Annotated in this window: 11 protein-coding genes, 1 tRNA gene and 1 pseudogene; 4 read left to right on the plus strand and 9 right to left on the minus strand. The window is 66.5% G+C overall.

The window, feature by feature from the left end; translation table 11 throughout:
- Nucleotides 1–23: 23 nt before the first annotated feature.
- From BLP88_RS00070 to BLP88_RS00090, 5 genes are all read right to left on the minus strand, one after another.
- Nucleotides 24–1,046 carry an ABC transporter ATP-binding protein gene (locus BLP88_RS00070; protein ID WP_074585968.1) on the minus strand — a complete coding sequence of 341 codons (1,023 nt, stop codon included), beginning with the start codon at nt 1,044–1,046 and terminating at the stop codon, nt 24–26.
- A gap of 7 nt (nt 1,047–1,053) precedes the next feature.
- Nucleotides 1,054–2,151: an ABC transporter ATP-binding protein gene (locus BLP88_RS00075; RefSeq protein ID WP_084110655.1), complete on the minus strand. Its 1,098-nt coding sequence runs from the start codon at nt 2,149–2,151 to the stop codon at nt 1,054–1,056.
- Nucleotides 2,148–3,149, minus strand: a complete 1,002-nt coding sequence (locus tag BLP88_RS00080) for an ABC transporter permease (protein WP_074585969.1) — start codon at nt 3,147–3,149, stop codon at nt 2,148–2,150. The genes BLP88_RS00075 and BLP88_RS00080 overlap by 4 nt, the downstream gene beginning before the upstream one ends.
- A gap of 63 nt (nt 3,150–3,212) precedes the next feature.
- Nucleotides 3,213–4,937 (minus strand): ABC transporter substrate-binding protein, encoded by a 1,725-nt coding sequence (locus BLP88_RS00085; RefSeq protein WP_074585970.1) that lies wholly within the window; start codon nt 4,935–4,937, stop codon nt 3,213–3,215.
- A 66-nt stretch (nt 4,938–5,003) separates the two neighbouring features.
- Nucleotides 5,004–6,020 (minus strand): ABC transporter permease, encoded by a 1,017-nt coding sequence (locus tag BLP88_RS00090; protein WP_074585971.1) that lies wholly within the window; start codon nt 6,018–6,020, stop codon nt 5,004–5,006.
- A 283-nt stretch (nt 6,021–6,303) separates the two neighbouring features.
- Between BLP88_RS00090 and BLP88_RS00095 the strand changes: the two genes are divergently transcribed.
- Nucleotides 6,304–7,056 (plus strand): GntR family transcriptional regulator, encoded by a 753-nt coding sequence (locus tag BLP88_RS00095; RefSeq protein ID WP_139163252.1) that lies wholly within the window; start codon nt 6,304–6,306, stop codon nt 7,054–7,056.
- Nucleotides 7,057–7,115: 59 nt separating this feature from the next.
- On the opposite strand, the gene BLP88_RS00100 is transcribed toward BLP88_RS00095, so the two are convergent.
- From BLP88_RS00100 to BLP88_RS00115, 4 genes are all read right to left on the minus strand, one after another.
- Entirely contained in the window at nt 7,116–8,528 is a 1,413-nt protein-coding gene (locus BLP88_RS00100; protein WP_074585972.1) for a DUF4032 domain-containing protein, read from the minus strand.
- Nucleotides 8,529–8,614: 86 nt separating this feature from the next.
- On the minus strand, nt 8,615–9,697 hold the full coding sequence (locus BLP88_RS00105; RefSeq protein ID WP_074585973.1) for an ABC transporter ATP-binding protein: 1,083 nt from the start codon (nt 9,695–9,697) through the stop codon (nt 8,615–8,617).
- Between the two features lie 200 nt (nt 9,698–9,897).
- Nucleotides 9,898–10,716: a trehalose-phosphatase gene (gene otsB / locus BLP88_RS00110; RefSeq protein ID WP_074585974.1), complete on the minus strand. Its 819-nt coding sequence runs from the start codon at nt 10,714–10,716 to the stop codon at nt 9,898–9,900.
- Nucleotides 10,706–12,196, minus strand: a complete 1,491-nt coding sequence (locus BLP88_RS00115; RefSeq protein ID WP_074585975.1) for an alpha,alpha-trehalose-phosphate synthase (UDP-forming) — start codon at nt 12,194–12,196, stop codon at nt 10,706–10,708. Before BLP88_RS00115 ends, otsB begins: the two co-directional genes overlap by 11 nt.
- A 176-nt stretch (nt 12,197–12,372) precedes the next feature.
- On the opposite strand from BLP88_RS00115, the gene BLP88_RS00120 reads away from it, so the two are divergent.
- The 3 genes and pseudogenes from BLP88_RS00120 to BLP88_RS00130 all read left to right on the plus strand — a co-directional run.
- A complete protein-coding gene (locus tag BLP88_RS00120) occupies nt 12,373–13,257 on the plus strand; it encodes a DsbA family protein (protein WP_074586561.1) in 885 nt (294 codons plus the stop codon).
- Nucleotides 13,258–13,400: 143 nt separating this feature from the next.
- Nucleotides 13,401–13,477, plus strand: a tRNA-Thr gene (locus tag BLP88_RS00125).
- A gap of 312 nt (nt 13,478–13,789) precedes the next feature.
- Nucleotides 13,790–14,091, plus strand: a pseudogene (locus BLP88_RS00130) (aldehyde dehydrogenase family protein); the annotation flags it as partial.
- Between the last annotated feature and the right edge of the window lie 55 nt (nt 14,092–14,146).

The raw sequence follows: 14,146 nt of genomic DNA on the forward strand, positions 1-14,146 counted from the left end.
ATGATGCTCCTTTGTTGATGGGTCTATTGCACACCGGCGGCCAGCGGGCCCGCCAGAGCGGTGTGGTGGCAGGCCGGCGAACCGGCGACGGCGGGGGCAGGGACTACGTCGATGCAGAGCTGCCGCTGCTCCTCGCCGAGGGTTCCGAACAACGGGCAGCGGGTGCGGAAGACGCAGCCGCTGGGCGGATTGGCCGGGGAGGGCAGGTCGCCGCGGAGCCGGATCTTCTCCTGGGCCCGTGCCTGCCGCGGGTCCGGCAGCGGGACGGCCGAAAGCAGCGCCCGCGTGTAGGGGTGGCGCGGGCCGGCGAACAGTTCGTCGCGGGAGCCCTGCTCCACCATCTTGCCCAGGTACATCACGGCCACCTCGTCCGAAATGTGCCGGACCACGGACAGGTCGTGCGCGATGAAGATGTAGGAAACCCCGGTGTCCTGCTGGATCTCCTGCAGCAGGTTGACCACCTGGGCCTGCACCGAGACGTCCAGCGCAGAGACGGGTTCGTCGCAGACGATCACGGACGGGTTCAGTGAGATGGCCCGGGCGATGCCCACGCGCTGGCGCTGGCCGCCGGAGAATTCGTGCGGGAAGCGGTTGTAGTGCTCGGCCTTGAGGCCCACCTGCTCCAGCAGTTCCTTGACCCGGTTCTTCAGGCCGCCCGGCGGGGTGATTTTCTGCGCCACCATCGGGGCCGCGATGGCCGTGCCGATGCTCTGCCGGGGGTTCAGGGACGCGAAGGGATCCTGGAAGATCATCTGCACCTTGCGCCGGAAGTGGTAGAGGTCCTTGCCGCGCAGTTGGCTGATGTCCACGCCATCCACCATGATCCGCCCTGCGGTGGGGTCCATGAGCCGGGCGATCATCCGGCCCGTGGTCGACTTGCCACACCCGGACTCACCCACGAGCCCCAGAGTCTTGCCGCGTTCGAGGCTGAACGAGACGCCGTCGACGGCTTTGACGGTGCGTTTCCCGCCGGGGGCGAGGAGCCCGGACTTGATGGGGAAGTGTTTCTGGAGGTTCTCCACCTGGAGAATTGCATGCTGTTCCATGGTGGTCCTATCGGGAATTCCGGATGCTGAGGATCTGGGGGAGGCCCAGGTGGCAGCGGGTGCCGTGCCCGTCCTCGCTGGTGAACTGCGGCCGCTGCGATGCGCAGACGCCGTCGCCGGCGAGGGCCGCGTGCTCGCAGCGTGCGCTGAAGATGCAGCCCTGCGGCAGGGCCAGGAGCGACGGCGGCTGGCCGGGGATGGGGTTCAGGCGGCCGGACTTGGTGGTCAGCGTGGGCATGGATTTGAGCAGGCCCAGGGTGTACGGGTGCCGGGTGTCGTAGAAGATTTCGTCCACCGGCCCGGACTCGACGCACTGCCCGCCGTACATGACCAGGACGTTGTCGCACACCTCTGCTACAACCCCGAGGTCGTGGGTGATGAGGATGAGGGCCGAGTTGGTTTCCTGCTGGAGTTCGGACATGAGGTCCAGGATCTGGGCCTGCACCGTGACGTCGAGCGCGGTGGTGGGCTCGTCGGCGATCAGCAGTTCCGGCTCGCAGATCAGGGCCATGGCGATCATGGCGCGCTGGCGCATGCCGCCGGAGAAGTGGTGCGGATACTCGTCGAAGCGCATGTCCGGGCTGGGGATTCCCACCCGGCCCAGCATGTCGACGGCGGCCGCCCGGGCCTGCTTCTTCGTCGCCTTGTTGTGGACCAGGTACGCCTCGGCAATCTGGTGGCCCACGGTGTAGAAGGGGTGCAGTGCGGAGAGCGGATCCTGGAAGATCATGCCGATGTTGCGTCCGCGGAGCCGGCGCATGCCGGACTCGGGCAGGGTCACCAGGTCCCTGCCCTGGAAGATCGCCTCGCCCGTGACCTGGGCGGACGTGCCTTTGAGCAGGCCCATGAGGGCCTGGCTGGTGACGGACTTCCCCGAACCGGATTCGCCCACGATGCCAAGGGTCTGGCCGCGTTCGAGCGTGAAGTCCATGCCGTTCACCGCGGCGACCACGCCGTCGTCGGTGGGGAACTTCACGGAAAGGTTCCGCACCTCCAGGAAGGCGCCGGTTTTGGTGGCTTGGGGCGCGGTGGTGGGTTTCGGGGCAGAGTCTGGCTGGGGCGCAGAGGCGGCGACCGCCGTCGGGCTTGATTGGGACTGGGTCATTGGAGCCTCACTCGGGGGTCAATGGCTGCGTAGGCGAGGTCGACGACGACGTTCGCGACGATGACGAAGAAGGCGGCCAGCATGGTGATGGCCATGGTGACGGGAAGGTCGCCGGAAACGGCGGCGCGGACGGCGGTGAAGCCGAGGCCCGGAACGGAGAAGATCTGTTCGGTCAGCACCGCCCCGCCGAGCAGCAGGCCGATGTCCATGCCGAGCATGGTCACCACCGGGGTGATGCCGGCGCGGACGCCGTGCTTGAAGGTGACCGTCCTGGGTGCGAGACCCTTGGCGCGGGCGGTCCGGATGAAGTCCTCGCCGAAGGTCTCGATCATGTTGGTGCGGGTGACCCGGATGTAGGAGGCACTGAAGAGAACGGCGAGGGCGATCCACGGCAGCAGATAGTTCAGGACCCAGGCCCAGGGGCCCTGCGGTCCGAAAGGGCTGTTGATCTCGTTGGTGGTGAACGGCAGCAGGTGGAACTGGTTGACGAACACCAGCAGCAGGAACAGGCCGGTGACGGGGATGGGCAGCGAAACACCCACGGAGGCGGCGCCGACAATGAATTTGTCCGTCGCGGAGCCCTTGCGCAGGGCGGCCAGGAGCCCGAGCCCGACGCCGGAGAGGGTCCAGAGGACCAGGGCACCGATGGCCATGGAGACGGTGTAGGGAAGCGAACGGGCGATGATGTCCGAGACGTTCTCGTTGGTCTGGAACGACTTGCCGAGGCACGGCCACTGGCAGAGGGACTCCGCTCCGGGGGCGCCGATCAGGCGGGACGAGAACAGGCCGCGCATGTACTCGACGTACTGGACCAGGAAGGGCTGGTCCATGCCGAGGGCCACGCGGGCCTCCTGCACCCTTTCGGGAGTGCATTCCTGACCGCAGGCCGCGGAGGCCGGATCCGCGGGGCCGAACTGGAACAGGGTGAAGGTGATGAAGCTGACGGCAACCAGGAGCAGGAACAGGGAGCCTGTCCGGCGAAGGATGAAACGGATCATGGTGCTGGTTGCGGGCCGCCCGGGGTCTTCCGGGCGGCCCGCGTCTCCTTTGCGGTGAGGCGGTTAGTGTTCGACGCCGACGATCGAGAGGTCGATGCCGCCGAAGAAGTAACCCACCTGGGCGTTGCGGATGTTGGAGCCCACCACGCTGTTGGTGTGGCTGCGGATGAGCGGGATGATCGGGTAGGTTTTCAGGGCCTTGTTGAACTCCTCAGCCCACTTCTTGCCGAGTTCCTCGGAGGTGCCGGCCGTGTTGCGCAGTTCGTACATGGCCTTGGACACCTGCGGGTCGAAGTAGCGGGAGGTGTTGGAGAAGCCGTAGCTGGTGCCGTCGTTGTTCGGGCCCAGGATCGGGTCCGCCGAGGTGCGGACCGAGGACGGGTCCGCGCCGCCGCACCAACCGGAGCGGCCCATGTCCGGCAGCTGCTCGCTGGCCAGCACCGAGTAGTAGTTCGGGGCCGGGATCGGCACGAGCTGCACGTCGATGCCCAGGGCCTTGAGGTTCTGCTGGACCACGGTGCCGGTGTTCTTGTAGGAGTCGCGGTTGTTGGCGTACCCGTAGGTGAGGCTCTTCGGGTAGTCCTTGCCCTCGAGGAGCTTCTTGGCTTCCTCCAGCTTGGGCTTGCCCGCGGGGTCGATCTCCAGGCCCGGATCGGCGTAGCCGGTCATCTTCGAGTTCAGCGGGCTCTGCTCGAGCTCGCCGAAGCGGCGTCCGCCGTACTGGACCAGGATGGACTGGCGGTCCAGGGCAAGGGCGATCGCCTTGCGGACGTCGGGGTCCTTGAGCTTCTCGGTGTTCAGGCTCAGCACGTCGTTGCAGCCCAGGAGGCCGGACGCCACTCGGTCCTTCACCTGCGGGTCGGCGAGCTTGGCCGAGTCCGAGGTTTGCATGGCGCCGTTGGAATCAAGGGTGATCGCGTTTGGGTCCGAGTTGGCCAGCAGCTGCTGGCTGATGGTGCTCTGGGACGTGGACAGCGAGAAGCTGAAAGTGTCCGGGAGCGCGGTGCGGTTGGGGTCCGTGGCCGGGTCCCAGTGCGGGTTGCGGACCAGCTTGAGGGATTTGCCGCGGCTGTAGGACTGCACCATGTAGGGGCCGGAGGACACCGGATGGTTGGTGTAGTCCAGCTTGGTGTCCTTGTCCTTCGGGACAGGAGCGGTGTTCGAGCGGGAGGCAAGCGCCGGGAACTCGGCGAACGGCTTCTTCAGGTGGAAGACGACCGTGCGCGCATCGGGGGTTTCCACTGCCTTGAGCACAGCGGACGGATCCTTGTAGGGGCCCTTGTAGCCGCCGTCGTCGAGCGCTGCGTTGAGCTCCTGCGGGGCCTGGGTGTACACGTCCTGCGCGAAGGTGCGCTCCACGCCGTACTTGATGTCGGCCGAGGTGATCGGGCGGCCGTCCTCGAACTTGATGCCCTCCTTGAGGGTGTAGGTCCAGCTCAGGCCGTCCTTGGAGACCTTGCCGGTGTCGGTGGCGAGGTCGGGAACGACCTTGGGCGGCTGGCCGGCCGTTTCCTTGGCCATGGTCAGGGTCCGGTAGTACAGCTGGCCGACATTGGCCGTCTGGACGTAGTTGCTGTTTCCGGGATCCAGGGTCTGGAAGTCGGAGGACATCAGGACGTTGATGTTGCCGCCCTTAGTGCTGAATCCGGACTTCACGATCTGCGGCGCGGACTCGGTGACCGATTTCGCCGACGACGTGTTGCCCGGCTGGCTTTGGCCGGCCGCGCAGCCTGTGGCGGCGGTGGTGATCAGCACGGCAAGGGCAAGCGCCCTGCTGCGGTTCTTCATGGTTCTCCTCTTTGAGTGGGTATGACGGAGTTGGGTTGATGGAGCGGAGGGTGGATTGGGAGAGCGCTAGTGGCGGGAGGCCTTGGGATCCAGCGCGTCGCGCACGGCGTCGCCGAGCAGGTTGAAGGCCAAAACGGTGACGATGAGCATGACGCCGGGCACCGCCAGGAACCACGGATCGCTCAGGTACCAGTTGCCGGCCTGGGCCGCGTTGAGCATCTGGCCCCACGACGGCGTGGGGTCCTTCACGCCGACGCCCAGGAAGGACAGCGCGGCCTCGGCGGAGATGTTCGTGGGAATGAGCATGGTGGCGTAGACCAGCACCACGCCCATCACGTTGGGGATGATCTGGCGGAACAGGATGCTCAGGTGTGAGGAACCGAAGGACCGGGCCGCCTCGACGAATTCGCGTTCGCGCAGGCTGAGCACCTGGCCGCGCACGATCCGGGCCAGGTACGCCCAGCCGAAGAAGCCCAGGATGATCACCAGCGAGGCCATGGGCAGGAAGCTGCCCTGGCCGAGCGGGGTATCCCGGAGCCGGGACTGCAGGATGGGAGTCAGAGACAGGACCAGAAGCAGGTGCGGGAAGGCCAGGAACAGGTCCATGAGGCGGCTGATGATGGCATCGGTCTTGCCTCCGAAGTAGCCCGCGGCCGCGCCCAGGACGGTGCCCAGGACCACCGACACGGCTGTGGAGAGCAGCGCGATGGTCAGGGAGACCTGGCCGCCGAAGGCGAGCCGGGCGAACAGGTCGCGGCCCAAGCCCGGTTCCACGCCAAGCCAGTGGCTGGAGGAGGGGTACATGTAGCCCGGGAGCGGGAGGCCCGGGGTTTCGAAGTCGTCCAGGACTTCCGGGCTGGTGTTGGAGGTAAAGGGGTCATTGCCGGACAGGGCACTGAGGACCGGTGCGAGGATCGCGAACAGCATGATGGCCACCACGACGCACAGGCTGAGGAGGGCGATCTTGCTGCGGCGGATCCTCAGCCACGCGGTGGCCAGCAGTGAACGGGCCTCGGTGGTGCGGGCCCCGGCGGTGGCCGCGCCCGCGGTGCCGGGCTCGGCTGGGGACTGAAGCTGGGTCAACGGAAAAGCTCGTTTCGTGGTTCGAGGAGCGCGCTCCGGAACGTTTTGTATACCAAACTTAAGCTAGGTTAGACGGAGTGCGATGTAAATCACAAAAGGGCCGCTGTCTGGAATACCAAACACGTGATGAAATGTGACCGGCCGACGTGCCGCGAAGTCCGCGGCGTCATGCGCGGCGGAACAAGGAAGGATGCGCAATGTCGATGGTTGGACGTAATGGCGCCGGATGCCGCGGGAGGACAGCGGATCAGCCGTTTCAGCCCGTGTATGCTCGGGTGAAGTGATGGGCGGTATGACCCGCCAGGCTCCGGTATCCACCGCCGGAGCGGTGAGCTGGAAAGGACTGCTGCCGATGTCGACGCCCGCTGCTGGAACACTGAACGGCCGGGACGACGAAGCCCGGGCGGAACAGGTCTACCAACTGGTCCTTGAGGGGATCGTCGCCGGCGAGTACGCCCAGGGCACCCGGCTGCGCGAGCGTGAACTGTCCGAGCTCTACAGCGTCTCCCGGATCCCGGTGCGCGAGGCCATCCAGCGGCTGGAACAGGACGGCTTCGTGGAGACTTTCCCGCGTCGCGGCGCGGTGGTGCGCCAGCTGCGGCTCAGCGATGTCAACGACCTTTTCGACGTGCGCCTGTGCCTGGAAACCTTCGCCGCGCGGATGGCCGCCGTGCAGGTCGCCCAGGGCGCCCGGGGCGACAGCCTGCAGGAACTGCTCGACGCCGGCCGGGAGGCGATCGACGACGGCCGGACCGACGACGTCGTGCGGCTGAGCGCCGCGTTCCACGCCGAGATCGTGCGGCTTTCCGGCAACCGACTGCTGATCGAGTCTGTCAAACCGCTTTTCGGCAGGATGCGCTGGATCTTCGGACTGGCCCACAATCGCAGCAACGAACTCCAGCGCGAAGAGCACGTGGAGCTGTGCAAGGCGATCCTCGGCGGCCACGCGGAACTGGCCTACTCCCTGGCGTACTCGCACATCGAGCTGGGCCGTGAGCCCGTGCTCAGGGGCCTTGCGGGAACGCTGGAGCCCTAAGGACTTAAACCCGACGGCCGGGTTGCTGCCCGCAGGCGGCAACCCGGCCGTCGTCGTTGTCAGTCGTCCGCGTCCGGGTAGCCCTCCAGGTCGGCGTACCGCGACTCCTCGGTTTCGACTTCCAGGATCTTCAGCAGCTCGGTGTCCGGGTTGAGCATGATCGCGGCCTCGTCCCGGCGGTGGCGCAGCACGGTGTCCAGATAGGACTGCACGGTTTCGGCCAGCGGGATGTGGCGGTCCTGCTTCTGGCTCATGTACCAGCGGTGTTCCAGGACTTCGTGGACCACTTCCGCCGGTTCGAGCTTGCCGGCCAGCTCGCGCGGAATGGAGCGCACGATCGGCTCGAAAATCTGGCTCACCCACAGGTGGGCGCTGTATTCCTCGTCCATGTCCGGGTTGTTGTCCGCGCGGAACGAGTCCATGTCGTTAAGCAGGCGGCGGGCCTGGTTCTCCTGGGCGTCCAGCCCCGTCAGGCGGAGCAGGCGCCTTTGGTGGTGCCCGGCGTCGACCACCTTGGGCTGCAGCTGGATAGTGGAGCCGTCCGCCGTGGTCTTGATGGCGTATTCCTCGACGTCGAAGCCCAGTTCGTTGAGACGCCGGATGCGGGCGCCCACGCGCCAGCGCTCGCCGAGTTCGAACGATTCCTTCTCCGTGAGCTCCGCCCAGAGCCGCCGGTAGGAATCCATGATGAGTTCCGAGGTGGCCACGGGGTCCACCTTTTCCTCGATGAGGCCGCCTTCCAGCAGGTCCATCAGTTCGCCGGCGATGTTCACCCGGGCGATTTCGAGGTCGTACTCGCGCTGCCCGGTGGACAGGTCCGGGTAGAGTTCGCCGGTTTCGGCGTCCACCAGGTAGGCGGCGAAGGCTCCGGCGTCACGGCGGAAGAGGGTGTTGGAAAGCGAGACGTCGCCCCAGTAGAAGCCGATCAGGTGCAGGCGCACCAGGAGCAGGGCCTGCGCGTCGATCAGGCGGGTCAGGGTGTCCTTGCGCAGCATCTGCGAGAAGAGCGCTCGGTACGGCATGGAGAACTTCAGGTGCCGGGTGACCAGCACCGGGTTCAGTGGCTTGCCGTCGGCGGTGGTGCGGCCGGTGATCACGGCCACCGGCTCCACGCAGGGGACGTCCAACCGGGCGAGCTTGCGGAGCATGTGGTACTCGTGGCGTGCCACGTGCTCGGAGGTTTCCTTGATGGCGATGACCGAACCGCCCAGGTGCGCGAAACGCACGATGTGGCGGGAGATGCCGCGGGGCAGGGCCGCCAGCTGTTCGGCGGGCCAGTCTTCCAGCGCGATGTGCCAGGGAAGGTCCAGCAGTTCGGGATCCGCGGAGGCTGCCGTGATGTTCAGCGAGCCGATGACGCTCGCCGGGGGAGCGCTGTCCTTGGCGCTGGCGGCCTCGGTGCGGGGCAGCTTGCCGATCTGTCCGTAGTCGGTCGGTTCGTCATGCCACTGGGCTCCGCTTTGCTCGGTCATGGTGTCAATTCTTCCGTATGAAAGGTGCGGTTAACGACCGACGGCGGCCCATCCGTGTGGAGGAGCCGCCGCCGGTTATGCGGTTGCTAGTCGCCCAGGCGCAGGCCCGTCTTGGTGTCGAACAGGTGCACGTGGCCGCGCTGCGGACGGACGAAGATGGCCTCGCCCTTCATCGGGGGGCGGCGGCCGTCGACGCGGGCCACGATGTCGTGGTCCTTGCCGTCGAGCGTGGTGTGGCCGTAGACGTAGGCGTCGGCGCCGAGTTCTTCGACGACGTCGACCTCGACCTGGAGGCCTTCGCCGGCGCCGACGGTCTCGAGGTCTTCCGGACGGACACCCAGGGTGACGGTCTTGCCGGAGGCGTCCTCGAGGACATCGTGCTTGACGGGGTAGACGGCGCCACCGAACTGCACGCCGTCGCCGACAACCGGCAGTTCCAGCAGGTTCATGGCCGGGGAGCCGATGAAGCCGGCGACGAAGACGTTCTGCGGGCGGTCGTAGAGGTTGCGCGGGGTGTCGACCTGCTGCAGCAGACCGTCCTTGAGTACGGCCACGCGGTCGCCCATGGTCATGGCCTCGACCTGGTCGTGGGTCACGTAGACCGTGGTGACGCCGAGGCGGCGGGTCAGGGACGCGATCTGGGTGCGGGTCTGGACGCGGAGCTTGGCGTCCAGGTTGGACAGCGGTTCGTCCATGAGGAAGACCTGCGGGTTGCGGACGATTGCGCGGCCCATGGCGACACGCTGGCGCTGACCGCCGGAGAGGGCCTTCGGCTTGCGGTCCAGGTACTGCTCGAGGTCAAGGAGCTTGGCGGCTTCGCGGACACGTTCTGCGCGTTCTTCCTTGGAAACGCCGGCGATCTTGAGGGCGAAGCCCATGTTGTCCGCAACGCTCATGTGCGGGTAGAGGGCGTAGTTCTGGAAGACCATTGCGATGTCGCGGTCCTTCGGCGGAACGTCGGTGACGTCGCGGTCGCCGATGAGAATGCGGCCGGAGTTGACGTCCTCAAGGCCTGCGAGCATGCGCAGGGAGGTGGACTTACCGCAACCGGAGGGTCCGACGAGGACCAGGAATTCGCCATCGGCGATGTCGATGTTGAGCTTATCGACGGCGGGCTTGTCTGTGCCCGGGTACAGACGCGTAGCGTTGTCAAAAGTAACTGTAGCCACAGTTCTCATTTCCCTTCACCGGCAGGTACGTGCCGGACGATCCGTTGTGAATGGTTCTTTTTATTCAGTTGGACTCCCCGCCTTCCTGCGCCTGGGGCGCTCGGGGCGGGGAGCTCATGCGACGCCGCACGGTGTCTGTGCGCCGCGTCACATAGAGAGTATGCCAGAAATCATTCCGGGCGAAGCAGATGTTACGCCCGTCACATTTTCGGCTGGCCTGTGCTGACGTTCTCGCGCCGCTCCCGGAGCACGGCCTCCAAGAGCTCCGCCACCTGGACCGGCGCTTCGACCCGGAATTCGGCCTGCGTGAAGTCCAGCCCCACTTTGACCCCGACGTCCCCCGGGTGAAGCCTGGCCAAGGCGTCCTCGTCCGTGACGTCGTCGCCCGCGAAGAGCACCGCCGTGGCGCCGGTGGCCTGCCGCAGGAACGCCAGCGCCTCGCCCTTGGAGGCGTGGACCACCGAGGTTTCCAGGACCCGCTTGCCGTCCTTCAAATACACCCCGTGTTTGTCCTGCAGTGCGGTGCGCGCCGCCTCGACGGCGTCTTCCGCCACATCGTCGTCAGCTGTGCGGGTGTGGAGGACGACGCCGGCAGGCTTGTCCTCGAGCAAGGTCCCCGGGGCGATGGCCACGATTTCGGCCAGGATCCCGCGGACTTCCGCGAGCAGGGCCTCCTGGTCCGGCTCCAGCCGCAGCCCGGCGGAGCCGGGCCCCAGCCAGGCCTCCGCGCCATGGCTGCCGATCAGCAGGGTGGCGGCAGGAGGAGCGGCGACCGCCCGCAGGCTGGACAGGGCGCGCCCGGAGATAAGCGCCGTCGTCGTGCGGGGCAGGGCGGCGAGTTCGGCGAAAGCCGCAGCCGACCGGGGCAGGGGGCGTGCCTCCCCGGCGTGGTCCACGATCGGGGAGATGGTCCCGTCGAAGTCCATGGCCACGAGCAGCTGCTCGGTTTCGGCGATGGTGCGCACGGCCTCGAGGAGGCCGGCGGAGAGGCTCAGTGGCGGCTTGTTCTCAGCTGTCATCGCGGACCACCGTTTCTGCCAGGGCGGCGAGGAATTCGGAGGACCAGTGATCGACGTCGTGGTCCAGGATCTGTTTGCGCATGGCGCGCATCCGGCGCCGGGACTCGTTGGCCGGCAGCTCGACAGCCCGCATGATGGTGCTCTTCAGGCCGTCGATATCGTGCGGATTCACCAGCAGGGCTTGCTTGAGCTGGTCGGCCGCGCCGGTGAACTCGCTCAGGACCAGGGCGCCGGTGTGGCTGGTGCGGGCGGCGACGTATTCCTTGGCCACGAGATTCATGCCGTCCCGGAGCGCGGTCACCAGCATGACGTCCGCTGCGAGGTACAGGGCCACCATTTCCTCCACCGGGTAGCTGTGGTGGAGGTAGCGCACAGCGGTGTTCTGCATGGTGTCGTAGCTGCCGTTGATGTGGCCCACCGTGCCTTCGATCTCCTCACGGAGGATCCGGTACTGCTCCACGCGTTCGCGGCTGGGGCTGGCCACCTGGATGAGGGTGGCGTCCTGGACCTTCAGGCTGCCGTCCTGCAGCAGCTCCTCGAAAGCCTTGAGCCGGTGCCGGATGCCCTTGGTGTAGTCCAGGCGGTCCACGCCCAGCAGGATCGTGCGCGGGTTGCCGAGGTCGTGGCGGATCTGGCGGGCGCGTTCGATGATGTCCGGGCGTTCGGCGAGCTCGCTGATCTGGTCCACCGCGATGGAGATCGGGAAGGCCTGGGCGCGGGCGATGTGCGTGATGTTGCCGGCCGAGTTCCTGACGTGGATCTGCTGCTGCTTGACGCTGGCGCCGAGGAAGCGGCGGGCCGAGCGCATGAAGTTCGCGGCATCGCTGGGGCGCTGGAAGCCCACCAGGTCCGAGCCGAGCAGGCCCTCGATGATCGCCTGGCGCCAGGGAAGCTGGGCGAAGATTTCCGGCGGGGGAAAGGGGATGTGGTTGAAGAAGCCGATCTTCAGGTCCGGCCGTGCCCGGCGCAGCATCTGCGGGACCAGTTGCAGTTGGTAGTCCTGCACCCAGACGGTGGCGTTCTCACGGGCGGATTGCGCGACGGCGTCCGCGAACCTTTGGTTCACGCGGCGGTAGGAGTCCCACCAGGTCCGGTGGAACTCAGGGCGGGCGATCACGTCGTGGTAGAGCGGCCACAAGGTGGCATTGGAAAAGCCTTCGTAATACAGCTCAACGTCCTCGGCGCTGAGCTCCACAGGGACCAGGTCCATATCGTCATGGCTGAACGGTTCCAGCTGCTCATCCGGGGCGCCATGCCAACCTACCCACGCGCCGTCGCTCTTTGCCATCAGGGGCGCCAGGGCCGTCACCAGGCCGCCGGGCGAACGCCGCCAGCGCTCGCCGTCAATCTCCGCGTCGTCGGCGGAACACCGGTCCACGGGCAGCCGGTTGGAGACCACCATGAAGTCGTATTTGGCCCTTTCGGGCGAGGGTCTCGTCTTCGCCTTGGTCGTGAGTTTTTCGCTTGCCGGTTTCTGCATTGCTGCTCCCTGGGATTGCTTGTGACTCACATCCCACCCTACCGGCGGGAATCATCGCCCACATCCGCTCGTTCATTGAACGGGGGTGGGCGTCCTCAGCCGGACGGGTGACCTTCACCCGTAAACTGGCCCCAGTGCCATACCCCAGTACCAAGCCGACGATCAACGAGGAACTGATGAGCCCCGCAAACGAACCGCGCCTGTCCAAGGCAGAGCGCACCGCCCAGGCCCGGGAAAGGGCCCGAGAGATCCGCGAAGCGCAGCTGAAGAAGGACAAACGGAACAAGCTGCTCATTGGCTGGGGCATCGTGGTTGCCGTGGTGGTGATCATCGGCATCATCGCTGTGACGGTCATGCAGGGCATCCAGAACAACGCCCCGATTGCGGACAAGGGCCCGACGCCGGCCAACGGCAACGTCCACGGCGGCGTCACCCTGCTCAAGGGCACCGAAGTAGCCAAGTCCGAGGCCGCCAGCGTGGACCTAGCCTCCGTGCCGTCCGCACCGGCCACCAAGCCCGCCACCGTGGTGGCTCCCGGCGCTGAAGCGGAGGCCGGGAAGCCGGTCAAGGTAGTGGCATACATCGACTTCATCTGCCCCATCTGCAAGCAGTTCGAAACCGCGTACGGCGAGACCCTGACCAAGCTGCGGGACGAAGGCAAGATCACCCTGGAATACCGCCCTCTGGGCTTCCTGGACCGCCAGTCCACCACCAACTATTCCTCCCGCGCGGCCAACGCCGCGGCCTGCGTGGCCAATGTCTCGCCGGACAAGTATGCAGCCTTCTTCAACCTGCTGTTCGAACGCCAGCCTGCCGAAGGCAGTGCCGGCATCTCCGACGACGAACTCAAGAAAATGGCCACCGAAGTCGGCTCCGCCAGCATCGACTCCTGCGTGGAAAACAAGACCTACCGCCCCTACGTGAAGGTCATCACCCAGGAAACGCTGAACGTCGGCGTCACCGGCACGCCCACCGTCTTCATCGACGGCAAGCAGTGGAACGGCCAGACGACGCCGGACTTCCCCGGCGAATTGAACAAGGCCATCGCGGCGAAGAAGTAGTCAGTCCTTGCGTTGCCGCGGGCCGGCGCTGCTGGATTCAGCGCCCGGCCCGCGGCCGTATTTTGGGACGTAGCCCTCGCGATGGGCTACCCTTGTTGAGCGTTCTTTTTTGACGCATCGCCCCGGGCTCGTTCCCGGGGAACGCCTCCTTAGCTCAGTTGGCCAGAGCACCTGTCTTGTAAACAGGGGGTCGCCGGTTCGAATCCGGCAGGGGGCTCCACCATACCCCGTCTGCAGTTGCGAGATCGCAGCCGCAGGCGGGGTTTTCCCATGCCCAGGGCCGGGTTGTCACGCACGGCAAACTTTCGCCCCCGGGCAGGCGCCACAGCCCGCCAAAAACTGCGGCAGACCGCCGTCGGGCAGCCCGAAAAGCCGCATCGCGTGACGCTCCACAGAGGCGCCTTTCCCCGAGGCGTTCCCAAAGGCATCCAAAATCAGGTCTTGCGTGATCTGCGATCACGTACAGTGTGTGTGACGGGCCTTACCCCCGGGATGCTGAAAGCTCCACCTCGCCGGACCATGTGCGACCCGCAAGGCACCCGTTGTGGTGTATAACGACGCCGACCCTTGAGGCCGCCGCCAAGGGCGTCCGCAGTGCCGGGTTCTGGAACGGCGGCCAGGAGTGCGACGCGGCCTGCCGCGTGCTCGTCCACGAATCCGTCGCGGAGAAGTTCACCGACTGCTGGTCCGCGAGGTCAGCGAGATCTCGATCGGCACCCCCGGCTCGCCCGTTCGCTGTCCGTCCCGCGCCGGCTGGACTTCGGCACCGTCTGGGTCAACACGCACCTGGTGATCGCCAATGAGGTGCCCTGGGGTGGTTTCAACGGGTCGGGCTAAGGCCTCTACGCTGTCGGTGGCGCAGGGGCCTTGTGCCGCCCATTACTCATGT

The sequence above is a fragment of the Arthrobacter cupressi genome, from assembly GCF_900099975.1.
Lineage (GTDB): Bacteria > Actinomycetota > Actinomycetes > Actinomycetales > Micrococcaceae > Arthrobacter > Arthrobacter cupressi.